Origin of the sequence: Methanoculleus caldifontis (assembly GCF_032842345.1) — an archaeon.
Classification (GTDB): domain Archaea; phylum Halobacteriota; class Methanomicrobia; order Methanomicrobiales; family Methanoculleaceae; genus Methanoculleus; species Methanoculleus caldifontis.
Window position 1 is genome coordinate 353,883 of the sequence record NZ_WBKO01000002.1, and the last position, 13,499, is coordinate 367,381.

General features: G+C 64.0%; 19 protein-coding genes and 1 pseudogene. 17 read left to right on the forward strand and 3 right to left on the reverse strand.

Annotated features, from left to right (window positions below; genetic code table 11):
- From F8E02_RS10540 to F8E02_RS13105, 8 genes are all read left to right on the forward strand, one after another.
- Positions 1-870: a class I SAM-dependent methyltransferase gene (locus F8E02_RS10540; protein WP_317065516.1), complete on the forward strand. Its 870-nt coding sequence runs from the start codon at positions 1-3 to the stop codon at positions 868-870.
- Positions 867-1,997 carry a bifunctional phosphopantothenoylcysteine decarboxylase/phosphopantothenate--cysteine ligase CoaBC gene (gene coaBC / locus F8E02_RS10545; RefSeq protein WP_317065518.1) on the forward strand — a complete coding sequence of 377 codons (1,131 nt, stop codon included), beginning with the start codon at positions 867-869 and terminating at the stop codon, positions 1,995-1,997. Before F8E02_RS10540 ends, coaBC begins: the two co-directional genes overlap by 4 nt.
- On the forward strand, positions 1,979-2,821 hold the full coding sequence (locus F8E02_RS10550) for a pantoate kinase (RefSeq protein ID WP_317065520.1): 843 nt from the start codon (positions 1,979-1,981) through the stop codon (positions 2,819-2,821). The genes coaBC and F8E02_RS10550 overlap by 19 nt, the downstream gene beginning before the upstream one ends.
- Complete coding sequence (locus F8E02_RS10555) at positions 2,818-3,549, forward strand: 4-phosphopantoate--beta-alanine ligase (protein WP_317065521.1); 732 nt, start codon at positions 2,818-2,820, stop codon at positions 3,547-3,549. The genes F8E02_RS10550 and F8E02_RS10555 overlap by 4 nt, the downstream gene beginning before the upstream one ends.
- Entirely contained in the window at positions 3,536-4,549 is a 1,014-nt protein-coding gene (locus F8E02_RS10560) for an AAA family ATPase (RefSeq protein WP_317065522.1), read from the forward strand. Before F8E02_RS10555 ends, F8E02_RS10560 begins: the two co-directional genes overlap by 14 nt.
- A complete protein-coding gene (locus F8E02_RS10565; RefSeq protein WP_317065524.1) occupies positions 4,524-5,240 on the forward strand; it encodes a class I SAM-dependent methyltransferase in 717 nt (238 codons plus the stop codon). The genes F8E02_RS10560 and F8E02_RS10565 overlap by 26 nt, the downstream gene beginning before the upstream one ends.
- A gap of 248 nt (positions 5,241-5,488) precedes the next feature.
- Positions 5,489-5,767: a hypothetical protein gene (locus tag F8E02_RS10570; RefSeq protein WP_317065525.1), complete on the forward strand. Its 279-nt coding sequence runs from the start codon at positions 5,489-5,491 to the stop codon at positions 5,765-5,767.
- The gene (locus F8E02_RS13105; protein ID WP_394357930.1) at positions 5,694-5,987 is read left to right on the forward strand and encodes a type II toxin-antitoxin system HicA family toxin; all 294 of its coding nucleotides are present in this window, start codon (positions 5,694-5,696) and stop codon (positions 5,985-5,987) included. The genes F8E02_RS10570 and F8E02_RS13105 overlap by 74 nt, the downstream gene beginning before the upstream one ends.
- Positions 5,988-6,048: 61 nt before the next feature.
- On the opposite strand, the gene F8E02_RS10575 is transcribed toward F8E02_RS13105, so the two are convergent.
- Positions 6,049-7,377: an AIR synthase-related protein gene (locus tag F8E02_RS10575; RefSeq protein ID WP_317065526.1), complete on the reverse strand. Its 1,329-nt coding sequence runs from the start codon at positions 7,375-7,377 to the stop codon at positions 6,049-6,051.
- A 101-nt stretch (positions 7,378-7,478) separates the two neighbouring features.
- Here F8E02_RS10575 and thiD point away from each other — a divergent pair, with 101 nt between their 5' ends.
- The 8 genes from thiD to F8E02_RS10615 all read left to right on the forward strand — a co-directional run bounded on the left by thiD (position 7,479) and on the right by F8E02_RS10615 (position 11,326).
- A complete protein-coding gene (thiD, locus tag F8E02_RS10580) occupies positions 7,479-8,279 on the forward strand; it encodes a bifunctional hydroxymethylpyrimidine kinase/phosphomethylpyrimidine kinase (protein WP_317065527.1) in 801 nt (266 codons plus the stop codon).
- 186 nt (positions 8,280-8,465) lie between these two features.
- Positions 8,466-8,897 (forward strand): Lrp/AsnC family transcriptional regulator, encoded by a 432-nt coding sequence (locus F8E02_RS10585; RefSeq protein WP_317065528.1) that lies wholly within the window; start codon positions 8,466-8,468, stop codon positions 8,895-8,897.
- Positions 8,898-8,907: 10 nt separating this feature from the next.
- A complete protein-coding gene (locus tag F8E02_RS10590) occupies positions 8,908-9,186 on the forward strand; it encodes a hypothetical protein (RefSeq protein WP_317065529.1) in 279 nt (92 codons plus the stop codon).
- A 1-nt stretch (position 9,187) separates the two neighbouring features.
- Positions 9,188-9,646, forward strand: a complete 459-nt coding sequence (locus F8E02_RS10595) for a hypothetical protein (RefSeq protein WP_317065530.1) — start codon at positions 9,188-9,190, stop codon at positions 9,644-9,646.
- A gap of 178 nt (positions 9,647-9,824) precedes the next feature.
- On the forward strand, positions 9,825-10,349 hold the full coding sequence (locus tag F8E02_RS10600) for a zinc ribbon domain-containing protein (protein WP_317065531.1): 525 nt from the start codon (positions 9,825-9,827) through the stop codon (positions 10,347-10,349).
- Between the two features lie 71 nt (positions 10,350-10,420).
- The gene (locus tag F8E02_RS10605) at positions 10,421-10,711 is read left to right on the forward strand and encodes a nucleotidyltransferase family protein (RefSeq protein ID WP_317065532.1); all 291 of its coding nucleotides are present in this window, start codon (positions 10,421-10,423) and stop codon (positions 10,709-10,711) included.
- 121 nt (positions 10,712-10,832) lie between these two features.
- Positions 10,833-11,069, forward strand: coding sequence for a DUF7557 family protein (locus tag F8E02_RS10610; RefSeq protein WP_317065533.1), 237 nt, complete (start codon positions 10,833-10,835; stop codon positions 11,067-11,069).
- The gene (locus F8E02_RS10615) at positions 11,066-11,326 is read left to right on the forward strand and encodes a type II toxin-antitoxin system RelE family toxin (protein WP_317065534.1); all 261 of its coding nucleotides are present in this window, start codon (positions 11,066-11,068) and stop codon (positions 11,324-11,326) included. The genes F8E02_RS10610 and F8E02_RS10615 overlap by 4 nt, the downstream gene beginning before the upstream one ends.
- Before the next feature lie 8 nt (positions 11,327-11,334).
- Here the strand turns inward: F8E02_RS10615 and F8E02_RS10620 are convergent, their stop codons facing one another.
- On the reverse strand, positions 11,335-11,559 hold the full coding sequence (locus tag F8E02_RS10620) for a hypothetical protein (protein ID WP_317065535.1): 225 nt from the start codon (positions 11,557-11,559) through the stop codon (positions 11,335-11,337).
- A gap of 298 nt (positions 11,560-11,857) precedes the next feature.
- Positions 11,858-12,028 (reverse strand): annotated as a pseudogene (locus tag F8E02_RS13110) (nucleotidyltransferase domain-containing protein); the annotation flags it as partial.
- A gap of 976 nt (positions 12,029-13,004) precedes the next feature.
- On the opposite strand from F8E02_RS13110, the gene F8E02_RS10625 reads away from it, so the two are divergent.
- A complete protein-coding gene (locus F8E02_RS10625) occupies positions 13,005-13,442 on the forward strand; it encodes a type IV pilin N-terminal domain-containing protein (RefSeq protein ID WP_317065537.1) in 438 nt (145 codons plus the stop codon).
- Positions 13,443-13,499: the final 57 nt, after the last annotated feature.

The following is a 13,499-nucleotide window of genomic DNA, read 5'->3' on the forward strand; positions in this document are numbered from 1 at the left end:
ATGCGTGCGCGGAAGGTGCCGGCGGCGGGTCTTGCCGATACCCTCGGTGCCGGGTGGGTGGACCGCACCCGCCGGCCCTACGTCCGGGACGGCACCGCCTGGGTCCCGGTCAGGGAAGGGTATCCGGCCGACGCGGACCTGCCCGAGCGGGAGGTCTACCGCGGGAGGGGCTACCACCTCATCGGCGATATCGCGGTCCTCCACGGCGATGCGCCGACAGAGGAGGAACTCGCGGCTATCCTCCGGCACTGCCGCCCCCGGTCCATCGTCCGGATCAGGGGGTATACCGGCGAGATGCGCATCCCGGACGCGGAGGTCCTCTACGGGACCGCCGGCGAGGTCCGCCACCGCGAGCAGGGCTACACCTTCATCCTCGACCCAACACGGGTGATGTTTGCCCAGGGGAACCGGACGGAGAAGGCAAGAATTGCCGCTCTCATCCGTCCCGGCGAGCGGGTCGCCGATATGTTCGCCGGGATCGGCTACTTCTCCATACCGGCGGCCGCGAGCGGCGCACGGGTCCACGCGATGGAGATCAATCCGACATCCTTTGAATACCTGAGACGCAATATTATGGCAAACCATGTCGCGGACCGCGTCACGGCAGAGGTCGGGGACTGCCGGGACCTTCTTGCCGGAGTCTACGACCGGGTCCTGATGGGGCACTTCGACGCGCCCTCGATGCTCGATGACGCCCTCGCCCATGTCCGGGCAGGAAGCGTGCTCCACGTTCACAGCATCGGGGACGCGACGGACGCGATCCGGGAGCGGGCCGCGGAAGCCGGATTCCGGGCGGCGATCGCCTCCCGCCGGGTGAAGAAGTACGGTCCGCACGCGTGGCATATGGTGCAGGATGTGACGATATCGTGAAGACGCTTTCGGGAAAGACGGTGGTTCTCGCCGTGACGGGGAGCATCGCGGCGGTCGAGACGGTGAAACTCGCCCACACCCTCCGCCGCGAGGGCGCGACGGTGCAGGCGGTGATGACGGAGGCGGCGGTCGGGATCGTCCACCCCGACGCCCTGGCCTACGCGACCGGCCGGCCCGTGGTGACCCGGATCACCGGGCTCGTGGAGCACGTCCTCTACTGCGGCGAGGGCGGGGCGGCGGACCTCCTCCTCGTCGCGCCCTGCACGGCGAATACGATCGGGAAGATCGCCTGCGGGATCGACGACACGACCGTGACGACCTTCGCCACGACGGCGCTCGGCCGCGGGATGCCGGTGGTCCTCGCCCCGGCGATGCACGAGAGCATGTACCGCCATCCCGGGGTCGCGGAGAACCTGCGAAAACTCCGCTCCTGGGGCATCGACGTCATCGACCCCCGGATCGAGGAGGGGAAGGCGAAGGTCGCCGAGAACGGGACGATCGTCCTCCACGCCGCCCGGGCGGTCTCCGGCAGGCCGCTCGCAGGAAAGAAGATCCTCATCACGAGCGGGGCCTGCGCGGAGCCCCTCGACGACGTCCGGGTCCTGACCACCCGCGCTACGGGCCGGATGGGAAGGGTGCTCGCCCTCGAGGCCTTCCGGCTCGGCGCCGACGTGACGGTGGTGCATGCGGGCTCGTTCCCGTGCGTCCGAAACATCCGCGTCACGACCGCCGCGGAGATGCGCGAGGCGGTCCTCCGGGTCTGCCGCGACGAGGAGGTCGATATCTACGTCAGCGCGGCGGCGATATCGGACTTTAGCCCCGAGCGGCGGGAGGGGAAGATCCCGAGCGGCTCGCCGCAGACCGTCCGGCTCGACCCGCTCCCGAAGGTCATCGACGAGGTGATGGCATCCTGCCGCCCCGTGACGGTGGCGTTCAAACTGGGCTGGGACGAGGAAGAGCGGGCGCGGGCGATGCTCGAGGCGGGCGCGAGGATGGTCGTCGTGAACGCGCCCCCGGCGATGGGGGCGGCGGAGGGATCGTTCCGGCTCATGACGGCCGACGGGGTCACTGACGTGACCGGAAGCAAAGAGGAGGTCGCGGCGGCGGTATGGTCCGGACTGCTGTAGCCTTCTCCCCCGGCCACATATCCGGTTTCTTCCGGCGGGTCGAGGGCGGCGACCCCGCGGCCACCGGGAGCGTCGGGGCCGGCGTCGTCATCGACGAGGGGGTGCGCTCGACCGTCAGCCCAGCCCATGAGACGAGCGTCCGGGTGGTCCGGCAGGGCATTGTGGCTGCCGGGTCGCCGCCGGTCGAGTACGCCCTCGACCGGCTCGGGGTCACGGCCGCCGTCACGACCGAGTGCCGGCTCCCCATCGGCGCCGGGTTCGGCCTCTCGGCGGCCGCTCTCCTTTCGACGCTCACGGCGATAAACCACCTCTTCGACCTCGGCCTCTCCACGGACGAGGTCGCCGCCCGCGCCCACGAGGCCGAGGTCCTCCACCGTTCCGGCCTCGGCGACGTCGCCGCGAGCCAGGCGGGCGGGGTCGTCTGCCGGACGGGGCCGGGTATCCACGCCGAGATCACCCGCATCTACCCGGAGGAACCCCTGTACGCCGTGAGCCTCGGCCCGCTCCCGACAGCCTCGGTCCTCTCCTCGGAGGAGACTATGGCGCGGATCGCCGCCGCGTTCCCGGACCGCTGCCCCCGCGATCTCCCTGACTTCTGCCACCTCTCGCGAGGGTTCGCCGGGAAGAGCGGGCTCATCGCACCGGGGGTCCGGGGGGTGCTCGAGGCCTGCGACGGAGCGGGGGTCCCGGCGAGCATGACGATGCTCGGGAACGGCGTCTTTGCCTGCGGAGACGGTGCAGATCAGGTGCTCGCCCGGTTCGGGGAGGTCTATCGCCTGAACGTCGCCCGCAGCGGCCCATACCTCATCGAAGTGAGACCATGATACCCAAAGACCATCCACGTTACCGCTCCCTGGTCGCCCGCGAGCGGCTGGCCCGGTGCGCCCGCGAGGGCGTCGTCGCCCTCGAAGGGCTGACCGCCCACGGGCGCGGGGAGGCGTTCGACTACCTGATCGGCGAGAAGACGACCGGGAGCGCCAGTCTCGCCGCCCGGACGGCCGCAGCGATGCTTCTTGCCGCCCGGCACGCGGTGATATCGGTGAACGGGAACACCGCGGCGCTCGCGGCCGAGGAGATCGCGGCGCTCCAGCAGGCGTCCGGCGCCGACGTCGAGGTGAACCTCTTCCACCGGACGGAGGAGCGGATAGCGCTGATCACCGGAATCCTCGAGAAGCACGGTGCGAGGGTCCTCTCCGGGACCGTGGAACGGCTCGTCCCGCTCTCCCACGACCGCGCCCTCTGCCTGCCGCACGGGATCGCCGATGCCGACGTGGTCCTCGTCCCGCTCGAGGACGGGGACCGCTGCGCGGCGCTCCGGGCGATGGGGAAGACCGTCATCACCGTCGACTTAAACCCGCTCTCGCGGACCGCCCGCACGGCGACCCTGACAGTCGTCGACGAAGTGACGCGGGCCATTCCCGCGATCACCGCGGCGTGCGCCTCCCTCGAGCCCGATGAAGCCGGGCGCCTGATCGCCACGCTTGACAATACCTATCTCCTCCGGGCGGCAATAGATGAGATGAGAGAGAGATTGAGCCATGCTCTGGAGTGAGGTCTACCGCCCGAAGCGGTGCGAGGAGATCATCGGACAGGACGAGGTCGTCAGCTACCTCGCCTCGTTTGCAGACGCACGGAGCGTGCCCCACATGCTCATCTCCGGCCCGCACGGCACGGGAAAGACCGCAGCCGTCGGGTGCCTGGCACGAAGGCTCTACGGTGAGAACTGGGAGGCGAACACGACCGTCTTCAGCGCCGCCGATCTCCTCGGTAAGGGACGAAGTGCTCTCGAGACGGACGACCGGTTCATCCAGCTCTACCGGAAAGACCAGAGCCTGATCGTCAACTTCAAGCGCATCGTGAAGTGGTACGCCTCGATGCGCCCGCTCGACGCCGATTTCAAACTGTTGGTCGTCGAGGATGCCGGGAGCCTCACGTTCGAGGCGCAACAGGCCCTGCGCCGGACGATGGAGCGTTACAGCGCCACCTGCCGGTTCATCTTCGTCACGACCCGGCCGTCGGCGATCATCCCGGCGATCGCGTCGCGCTGCCTGCCGCTCTTCTTCGCTCCGCTTGAGAGCGGGGTCGTCCGCGCCCGGCTCGAGGAGATCCTCGCCGCGGAGGGGGCCGCGCTCCCGGCCGACGACATTGAACTGATCGTCTATGCGGCGGAAGGCGACCTGCGGCGGGCGATCATGTACGCGCAGATCGCCGCCGGGTCGGGGAAGGAGTTCGACCTCGCGGAGGTCTCGCGCTCTGAGACCGAGAACGTGGCAGCCTCCGCGTTCGAGGCCATACGGGCCGGCAACTTCGACGCCGCGCGCCGGATCGCCGAGTCGCTGATGATCGAGTACGGCCTTTCGGCCCGGGAGGTCGTCGGCGAGCTCCGGCGGGTGGCCCGGCGCGAACGCTACAGCCACCCGGCCCTTGCCCTCGCGCTCGCGGACGCCGACCGCCGGCTCTGCCACAACGCAAATGATTTCGTGCAGATCAACGCACTTCTTGCCCGGATCACCCGGGAGGTGTTTGGTGAAGAAAGTACAGCAGCACTATGATGAGGTCGCGGATATCTACGACGACCGCTACGACGGCCACCGCGGGAAATACTACCACGGGCACATCTCCGAACACGTGATGAACGAGCTCCCGAAGGGAGGGTTCCTCCTCGACCTCGGCTGCGGGACCGGGCTCTTCGTGCAGCGCTACGTCGCCGAAGGCGGCCGGGCCGTGGGGCTCGACATCAGCCCGGGGATGGTCAGGCACGGGCGGCAGCGCTGTCCTGACTGCGGGTTCTTCGTCGGGACCGCCGACGTCCTCCCGTTCAAGGACGCCACCTTCGACGCCCTCGCGAGCCTGCTCGCCTTCAGTTACGTCCCCGACCCTGAGGGGATGCTCCGGGAGTGCTACCGGGTCCTGAAGCCCGGCGGCCGGATCGCCGTCTGCACGCTCTCGCGAACGGTCCTGACGAGTCTCGTCCCTCTCTTCTACCAGATGGGCGAGAAGGTCGGTTTGAAGAAGGTGGGCGTCGGGGACTTCGACGAACACTACTACACCAACACGGAGATCGCCGGGCTCTTCCGTGATGCCGGGTTCGAGGACGTCTCGGTCAGCCGGTGCTCGTTCGCGCACTTAAATCTCGCGGACCCGGTCTTCGACCTCGCGAGAAAAGTGGAGCCCTTCGTCGAGGGAAACCTCCCCTACCTCGCCTACAACGTCTGCGCGGCCGGGAAGAAACCGGAGAGTTAGATTCTCTCTGTGAGCGGGATGCAAGGGGCCATTCCCCCGGCCTCAAAACCTTTTTCGGCCACAAGAAGGAGGTGTAGGGCGGTTGCGTCCTGCCCTCGTGACAAAACGGCACCCCGACCCTTCGGCCGGCCGGTTGCCACACTCGATGACCGCATTGAGCCGGAGATAGAGTGCCGCAGCCGGGACGTAATCATGGTGCCATCAAACTTATCTTTGAACAAAACCCAATTACGCAGTGGTGTAACATCATGCTGGTCACATTTGAAGTAACCTATGCTGAGGGATGGTGGAGCGCCAGCGCACATGCACCTGAAAATGCCATCTATACCCAGGGTAAAAGCATCGGAGAACTCATCGATAATATCCTGGAAGCAACGTCGCTCCACTACACAGATGAACTTGAGGCGGGAGAGCAGATCACGGTCGTGACCAGATACAGATCCGACGAAGCCCATGAGCAGGAGAGCCGGGTCCCATCAAATTTCGAATACAAGGTCGATATCATTGCCGCGGCACCCGGTTGTTAGTGGGTTTGAGACGATCAAAGTCCTTGAAAAACTCGGATTTTCTTTTCTCCGGCAGGTCGGAAGTCATGTCCAGATGCGTAAAGTTGTGGAAGACAGACGACTCCGGGTAACTGTGCCCCTTCACGACGAACTCAGCACGGCTACACTCAACGCAATCGTCACCGACGTTGCGGAATTTGAGGGTAGGACAAAAGAAGAGATCTACGATCTCTTGCGTTAACCCTCTTATAAGTCTCACGCTTATACTCGCCTACCGGGCACTCTTACAGGGATCGCCTTATTCACGAGGACCGGAGCCGGGAGAGGATCCGGAGCTTCTTTGCAAGCGCCGCTTCCGCCGCCCGCTCGACCCCGACCTTCATCTCCTCAAAATCCCTTTTGTCCTCGTCCACGACCTTCTTGACCGGGGTGTAGGCGGACTCCCTGAACCGGGGGGTGAAGTCCTGGATCTCCCCGTCGACCGAGAGGACCGATTCGGGCGCTCCTTTCTCGACGTAGCCGACCTCTTTCATCGCGACGCCCGCGGAACCGACGACCCGGCAGATCTCGGGCGCGAGCTCGGGCGGCGCGACGACGAGAAGGGCGTCGAGGGAGACGCCGAGGTAGTCGATCCGGAGGTTGTCGAGCATCTCGAGCACCTTCGGCTGGACGAGCGTGCGGAGGTCGTCCTCGACGACGACGATCCGGCAATTGGCGGTCTCGGCCATCTCGTAGGCGTCGCCCCGGAGGCCGCCGTTCGTGACGTCGGTCATGGCGTGGATGCCATTGAGGACACTGCTCGCAAGGAGCGCCTCGCAAGCTTTGAGGAAGTGGAGGTTGATCGTCTCCTCGACGACGTCGGGGAACCCGGAGTAGATCGCGGCGGTGGCGATCGTCCCGCCGCCGGCCCCCTCGGTCATGAGGAGGACGTCGCCGGGGGCGATCTGTTTTCGGGCGGTGAGGTGGTTTGCGACCCCGACGGCGCCGACGCAGCCGGTCATCCGGGAGCCGAGGACCATGTCCCCGCCGATTCGGAGGGTGGAGCCGGTGACGAGCGGGACGCCCATCGCCTCCCCGACGGCGGAGACGCCTGCGGTGTAGTCGAAGATCTTCGCGACGTCGCCGTCGTCGGCGACGTGGATATCGGAGAGGAGGGCGACGGGCTTTGCGCCCATCACGTAGACGTCGCGGAGCGTCGCCCGGGTGACGTGGAACCCGGCGAGGAAGGGAAAGTCGGAGAGGCGGGAGTGCATCCCGTCGACGGTGGTGATGATGTAGTCGCCTCCGGCACGGACGGCGCCGGCGTCGTCCATCTCGTCGACGCCGACCGCGGCATCCGTCCGGCCGATGATCCGGGCGAGCTGCCGGTGGGCGAAGAAGTCCCCCGAGCCCCTCGACCCGACGCCGAACTCACCCATCGTCGAGCCGGAGGGCTCGAAGGCGAAGAGGTCGCCGGAAAGATCGGTCGAGTTCCTGGCTTCGGCAAGGACCGCCCGGGCGAAGGCCCCGGCATAGGCGGGTGAGACGCGGTGATGCTTGACTTCAAGGATATCTTCTGCGAGAAGGCGCACGATCTCGTCGTCGGGAGTGCCGGCGGCGAGGTGCCGGCGGCTGATCTCTTCTACATCCATTGTATGAGTGGTCGGTGCAGAACGAGATAAAAGGAGTGGCAGAGGAAGGGCAAAGATTCAAGCAGGCACCGGACGACACCTGATGGATGACGGGTAAGGGGATGATCGCGGCATGTTCGGTCGCCGGTTCCGACTCCGGCGGGGGGGCGGGCATCCAGGCGGACTTGAAGACGTTTCTGGCGCTCGAGGTCTGGGGGCTGACGGTCGTGACGGCGGTGACGGCCCAGAACACCCGCGAGGTGCGGGGGACCTGGGTGCTCCCTCCCGAGGCGGTGCGGGCCCAGATTGCGGCGGTCGCCGACGACTTCTCCATCGGGGCGTGGAAGACGGGGATGCTCGGCAACGCCCCGGTCATCCGGGCGGTCGCGGAGACCCTGCCGGAGGGGGCTGCCCTCGTGATCGACCCGGTGATGGTCTCGACCTCAGGCCACCGGCTCCTCGCGGAGGATGCGGTCAGGGATCTCGTGGAACTCCTCGTCCCGCGGGCGGCCGTCGTCACTCCGAACCTCCCGGAGGCGGAGGCGCTTGCCGGGATGAGCGTCGCGACCGTCGAGGAGATGGCCGAGGCGGGCCGGCGGATCCTCGATCTCGGCGCCCGGGCCGTGGTGGTGAAGGGGGGGCATCTCTCCGGCGGCGCGGCAATCGACCTCCTCGTCGACCGGGACGGGACGGCGAGTCTCTCCGGCGAGCGTTACCCCTATGCCGTGCATGGGTCGGGGTGCTGCTTCTCCGCGGCGCTCGCGGCGCACCTCGCCCGGGGGATGCCTGCGCGCCGGGCCTTCGCCGCGGCCCGGGCGTTCATCGATGAGGCCATCCGGGAAGCGGCGGGAGGGCCGGGGCCGCTCCGGATCGTCAACCCCGGGGGAGCATTCGTTCGCCGGCCTGGAAACAATTTGCCCTGATTCAGGTATCCGGTCGAAAAATTATTTCACCCCCTCCCCTGAAGCACATCGATTCTTCACCCCGGGAAAAACCCGGAAAAAACACCCGTATTCCCGGCATTATCCACCAGAAATGAGAAAAAGCCATTCCGGAGTATAAACCAAATACGGAATTTTAATAACTGAGAACTGGTAATTACTGTTAGAATGGACGAGATCGACGATGCGATTCTTCGGGAACTGCAACGGGACGGGCGGATGTCCATGGCAGAGCTCGGCTCAATGCTGGGCATCGCACCGTCAACGGTCTTTAAACGGATCGAGAAACTGAAGAACGCCGGTATCCTCGAACGATTTACGATCGTCATCAACCAGAAGTGCTTCGAGCACACGCTGGTCGCTTTCCTGAATGTCCGGGTCCATCCGGATGGGAAACCCGAGGTCGAGGAGTTCATGCAGGACCTCCCGTGCATCCTCGAGCTTTACGAGGTGCTGGAGCCCGGGGACTTCTTCGTCAAGGTCCGGGTGCAGAACATCTCCGAGCTGAAGCGGAGCGTGCTCATCCCCCTCTCCGGTCTTCGGGGAGTGAAGGACATTCAGACGATCATCTCGGTGAGGAAGGTCAAGGAACAGACATAGGTGGAACAGAATGCAGATTGAGACCATGCAGCAGATGCTGGCGATCGTGACGCTCCTCCTCGGAGCGCTCCTCATCGGCGTCATCTACAATGCCTACCGGATCGTGAGGCAGCCGACGTTGCTCCTCTTCATCTACGGGCTCTTTACACTGGTGGTGGGGATCACGTTCGCCGACCTCGTGAGCGTCTTTACGCCCGACACGTTCGTCATCGCCTGGGCGGCGGTCTTCTCCCGCGTCGTGGTGATCCTCGGCCTCTGCGTGATGGCCTATGGTATCCTGAGAGGGTAGCATGCGCACCGGTACCTCGTTCGCCCGGGACTGGCAGCTGATCAAGGTCGCCCGGTCCCTGCGGCAGCACGACGTCACGGGCCCGCTCGTGCGGAGGCTCCTTACGGATGCCTCGCCGCCCCTCACGGAGCAGGTCGCCGCGATCGCGGGAAGGCTCGGTGCGGAGGACGGGACGGTGCTCCTTGCCCGCAACGAGGAGCGGTTCGACCCCCCTACCCTGATGGAGGGCCTCCTCCTGATGTGGGGGATCCCCTGCGAGCCCGTGGACACGGTCGACGGGGGCCAGGCCATCACCATCGACGGCGAGGGCGCAGGGGCGGCGATCCGGGAGACGTTCGCGGACGTCCGGATTGCCGTGCCCTACCTCACCGGCTATGTCCGGGCGCTCCAGCCGGACGCGGTGTTCGAGGCCGGCGAGGGTTGCAGGATGACGATCCGGTTCCCGCCCCGCGGGAAGTAGGGGAGCGCGGTCCGGGGGTTCTCCATGACACCCTGCCGCCGCTCCGGGTCTGAACGGCCATAACAGGGGCCCGGATCGTTTCTCTGGCGCGGCGGCACCTTCTCGCGAGCTTTTTTGAAAATATTTATCTCCGGCAACGTCCGTTCGTTTACTTACAGTATCATAAGGAGACGAGACTATGGAGAGAGGCAATATACGGACGTGCCAGAGCTGCGGGATGCCGATGAGTACACGGGAGCACTTCGGGACGGAGGCGGACGGGTCGCCCTCGAAGGACTACTGCACCTACTGTTATCAGAATGGGGCGTTCACCGCGCCCGATATCACCCTCGAGGCGATGGCGAAGATCGGCGGGGGGATGATGTCGCAGATGTACGCTATCCCTATCGAGAAGGCGGAGAGCTTCACGAAGGAGCATCTCGCGTGCCTGAAGCGGTGGGCCGGAAGGGAGATCCCGGTCTGCGAGAGCTGCGGGATGCCGCTTGCCCGCGATGACGATGCCGGGTCTGAGGCGGACGGGTCGCCCTCAGAGGCCTACTGCGCCTACTGCTATCGTGACGGGGCATTCACCGAGCCGGATCTAACGCGGGAGCAGGCGGTGGTGAAGTACGCGCCGATGATGGCCGAAAACCTCGGCATGCCCCTCGATAAGGCGCAGGAGATGGTGGGCTACTACCTCTCGACGCTGCCGCGGTGGCGGTAGGGGCCCGACGCGGACAGCGGGCGAGTTCTTATATTCCCCGATCCGTGAGATCGATACAGGGGAGAGACCTATTGGGCCTGCATGTCGAACTGCTTGAAAGGAGGGAGGAGATCCTCGCGGTCGCGGCGAGACACGGCGCACGAGCGGTCAGGGTCTTTGGATCGGTCGCCCGGGGCGAGGAGACCCCGGCGAGCGACCTCGACCTCCTCGTCGAGTTCGAGCCGGGGAGGAGCCTCCTCGACCAGATCGCGCTCGCCCAGGACCTGGAGGACCTGCTCGGCCGCGAGGTCGACGTGGTGACCGAGAAGGGGCTGCACTGGTATATCAGGGACGCTTCTCTCCGTGATGCCGTGCCGCTGTGAAAGACGACTACGAACGGATACTGGACATTCTGGAAGCCATTGGACGGGTTGAGAGAGTGTCAGGCCGGTCAGTTTGCCCGACCACACGCCTCATACTCTATAACGACCTATAGGCATTAACATGTCCGCCACTACCGTCTGGATCACGCCGGCGAACAAAGACCGCCTGGAGGGTCTTAAACGGCACCCCAAGGAGTCCTATAACGACGTTATCAGCCGCCTGCTCGACATGGCCGTCGATGACGAGCCCCTCTCGGAGGAGGCTATCCGGGGTATCGAGGAGGCCCTGGAGGACATCAGGGAGGGTCGGCTCTACTCCGAGGACGATATCCAAAAGGAGTTTGGTGTGGAGGAATGACCTACACGGTCACCTACACCGCCCGGGCCCGGCGGGACCTCCAGAGTCTCCTGCCGGAGGTGGCCCGCCGGATTATCCGTTCGGTCGCCGGGATCCGGGAGAACCCCTACCGGCATGTCCGGAAACTGGCCGGGTTTTCCAGGACTCCCGTCTACCGGCTCCGGGTGGGCCAGTACCGGGTTGTGCTCACGATCGAGGATGAGCGCCTCCTGATTCTGGTACTGGAGGCGGGAAACCAAAGCAGCATCTATCGGTAGGGAGGCGATCAGGAAGATGGCTCGTCCGTATGATTTTCCGCACAGATCCGCTCTGCACACACAACAAAATCCGTTGCCCTGGCGATGACGGAGACCACTTCTTCCCGCATGATGCTCCGGCAGATCGTGTAATCCACCTCCTCCCGGAGTTCTTCGATCAGGTTCAATGCCCGTCCGTGCTCTCGAGCGAGTTCACCGGTCCTGACGTACTCCGAGCCGATTGCCGGGATCAACCCGGCATGAGTCTTTCTACGCCTTTTCGGTGCAGAAGAGCAAGGGCTGCAAGATACATCGCATAGTAGGCTCGATTGAATCTTCGTAATGCCCCTCAGTACAGAGGATACGCGCTGCATCGAGGCGCTGGTGCGATTTGACAAAAAACGCCGTTATGACAGACCGGTCGTTCGCTTAAACCGCCACGCCGTCATGAAGAACATGCCTGATGAGGGGGTACTCCCGGTGCGCCGCAAGATCGGCCCGGGAGATGACCTTGACCGAGAGCCGCTCCCCGGAGAGCATCAGCAGGTCGAAAGCAAGTCCTGTAAGATATTCACGAAGACGAAGATCCTCCCCGGATGTAATCACAAGGATATCAATATTGGAGTCCGGCCGGTCGTCCCCCCGTGCCACGGAACCGAAGAGTATGATCTCTTCTATTGCGTCGCCGCACGCCTCTCGTGCCTTTGCCGCGAATTCGTGGATGACCCGGTCGTTTGACCGAGACCATGATGGAGTTGTTGTGAATGCGGGGCATGATGATTACTGATCAAACTTCAGGCTATATCGGCGTATAATCGCTCAGGGCGTATACTCTTCGACATCCATCGTGGTTAACCGGGTCGGGCGGGCATGGCCTCCCCGACCGCAGGCCGGACGCTCCGAACCTTCCTTTGCCCCTCACCGGTTCCCCGCACCCTCGCGGGCCCTTTTGGTCCCACAAAGGCGATCGGATCTCAGGAGGGCCGGTTATCGCACCAGGCGGTGCTCATGCTCCTGCCCTGCAGGCAGTCGCACTTCGCGCCTTCGCGCCTTCGCGTGAGCTGATTGTAGAGATAGTGATATGGCCTCACGCGAAGCCGCGAAGAACGCGAAGTTTGGTAGAGGATGAGGAGCTCACCTCGCACCTCTGGTGCTCCCGCCGCTGCCGCCAGTCGTGAGTCGAAACCCTCCCGGGTTTCTCCCGCTCCGGTTCTAACGAACCGTCGTGAGTCGAAACCCTCCGGGTTTCTCCCGCTCCGGTTCTAACGAACCGTCGTGAGTCGAAACTCTCCGGGTTTCTCCCGCTCCTGCCGCTCGCTCCGCTCACGCCAGTCGTGAGTCGAAACCCTCCGGGTTTCTCCCGCTCCGGTTCTAACGAACCGTCGCGCATACGAAAAATTCCGCCCCCGATACGGCCCCGGATCTTCCCCACCTGCCGCACCCCCGGAGCACCGCTCCGGACCCCCGTATTATATCCCCGGTGAAATTAATCCGGATTATCCCCAAAACCTCGATTCCAGCCCAGGGGTTCTTTTCAACAACCCATTTATGGCATGAAAGGATCTTTCGCACTGCCGTGTCTGACGATATAAAATCATTCCGGAAAGAATCACTACGACAGATTTATATGATATAAGAAAATAGGTAATCTCGTCGACTGAAATCCCCAGCGGGGGTATCAGGTCAAAGAGGTATGAGTATGATGAAATTCAGAGAGAATGAAGAAGCAGTCTCACCGGTGATCGGCGTTATCCTCATGGTCGCCATCACGGTGATCCTCGCTGCGGTTATCGCGGCGTTTGTGTTTGGGATGACCGGGAACGTGCAGACGACGAAGACAGTGGCTATCGGCTCGGCACTTAACAGCGGCGATTTAGCCCTCACTGTCAACGGAGGTGCAGATCTGCCCACTCTTCAACAGCTGACAATTACAATAGACGGAGCGGTACCTACCGGCACTATTACCTGTAATAACGCTGATGTCAGCGAAGCAGATGGAATACTTACGCTTGGAGCAGGCAAGAAATTCCAGGTTGGAAACACGATCACAATCGAAGGACAGAACTCTGGAAGACTCCTTGTCGTTGGCAAGTGGAGCGACGGTGCTGAGCAGATTATCCTTGACCGCACCTATTAAACCTTTTTTTAAAAGATCAAATTTAGCGCACAAATTTCAAGATTCCAAATAACCAAC

Coding starts and splice junctions, on each gene's coding strand:
- F8E02_RS10540 (WP_317065516.1), top strand. CDS start 1: ATGCGTGCGCGGAAGGTGCCGGCGGCGGGTCTTGCCGATACCCTCGGT.
- F8E02_RS10590 (WP_317065529.1), top strand. CDS start 8,908: ATGCAGATTGAGACCATGCAGCAGATGCTGGCGATCGTGACGCTCCTC.
- F8E02_RS10610 (WP_317065533.1), top strand. CDS start 10,833: ATGTCCGCCACTACCGTCTGGATCACGCCGGCGAACAAAGACCGCCTG.
- F8E02_RS10600 (WP_317065531.1), top strand. CDS start 9,825: ATGGAGAGAGGCAATATACGGACGTGCCAGAGCTGCGGGATGCCGATG.
- F8E02_RS10575 (WP_317065526.1), bottom strand. CDS start 7,377: ATGGATGTAGAAGAGATCAGCCGCCGGCACCTCGCCGCCGGCACTCCC.
- F8E02_RS13105 (WP_394357930.1), top strand. CDS start 5,694: ATGAGCAGGAGAGCCGGGTCCCATCAAATTTCGAATACAAGGTCGATA.
- F8E02_RS10615 (WP_317065534.1), top strand. CDS start 11,066: ATGACCTACACGGTCACCTACACCGCCCGGGCCCGGCGGGACCTCCAG.
- F8E02_RS10625 (WP_317065537.1), top strand. CDS start 13,005: ATGATGAAATTCAGAGAGAATGAAGAAGCAGTCTCACCGGTGATCGGC.
- F8E02_RS10560 (WP_317065522.1), top strand. CDS start 3,536: ATGCTCTGGAGTGAGGTCTACCGCCCGAAGCGGTGCGAGGAGATCATC.
- thiD (WP_317065527.1), top strand. CDS start 7,479: ATGATCGCGGCATGTTCGGTCGCCGGTTCCGACTCCGGCGGGGGGGCG.
- F8E02_RS10555 (WP_317065521.1), top strand. CDS start 2,818: ATGATACCCAAAGACCATCCACGTTACCGCTCCCTGGTCGCCCGCGAG.
- F8E02_RS10595 (WP_317065530.1), top strand. CDS start 9,188: ATGCGCACCGGTACCTCGTTCGCCCGGGACTGGCAGCTGATCAAGGTC.
- F8E02_RS10585 (WP_317065528.1), top strand. CDS start 8,466: ATGGACGAGATCGACGATGCGATTCTTCGGGAACTGCAACGGGACGGG.
- F8E02_RS10570 (WP_317065525.1), top strand. CDS start 5,489: ATGCTGGTCACATTTGAAGTAACCTATGCTGAGGGATGGTGGAGCGCC.
- F8E02_RS10550 (WP_317065520.1), top strand. CDS start 1,979: ATGGTCCGGACTGCTGTAGCCTTCTCCCCCGGCCACATATCCGGTTTC.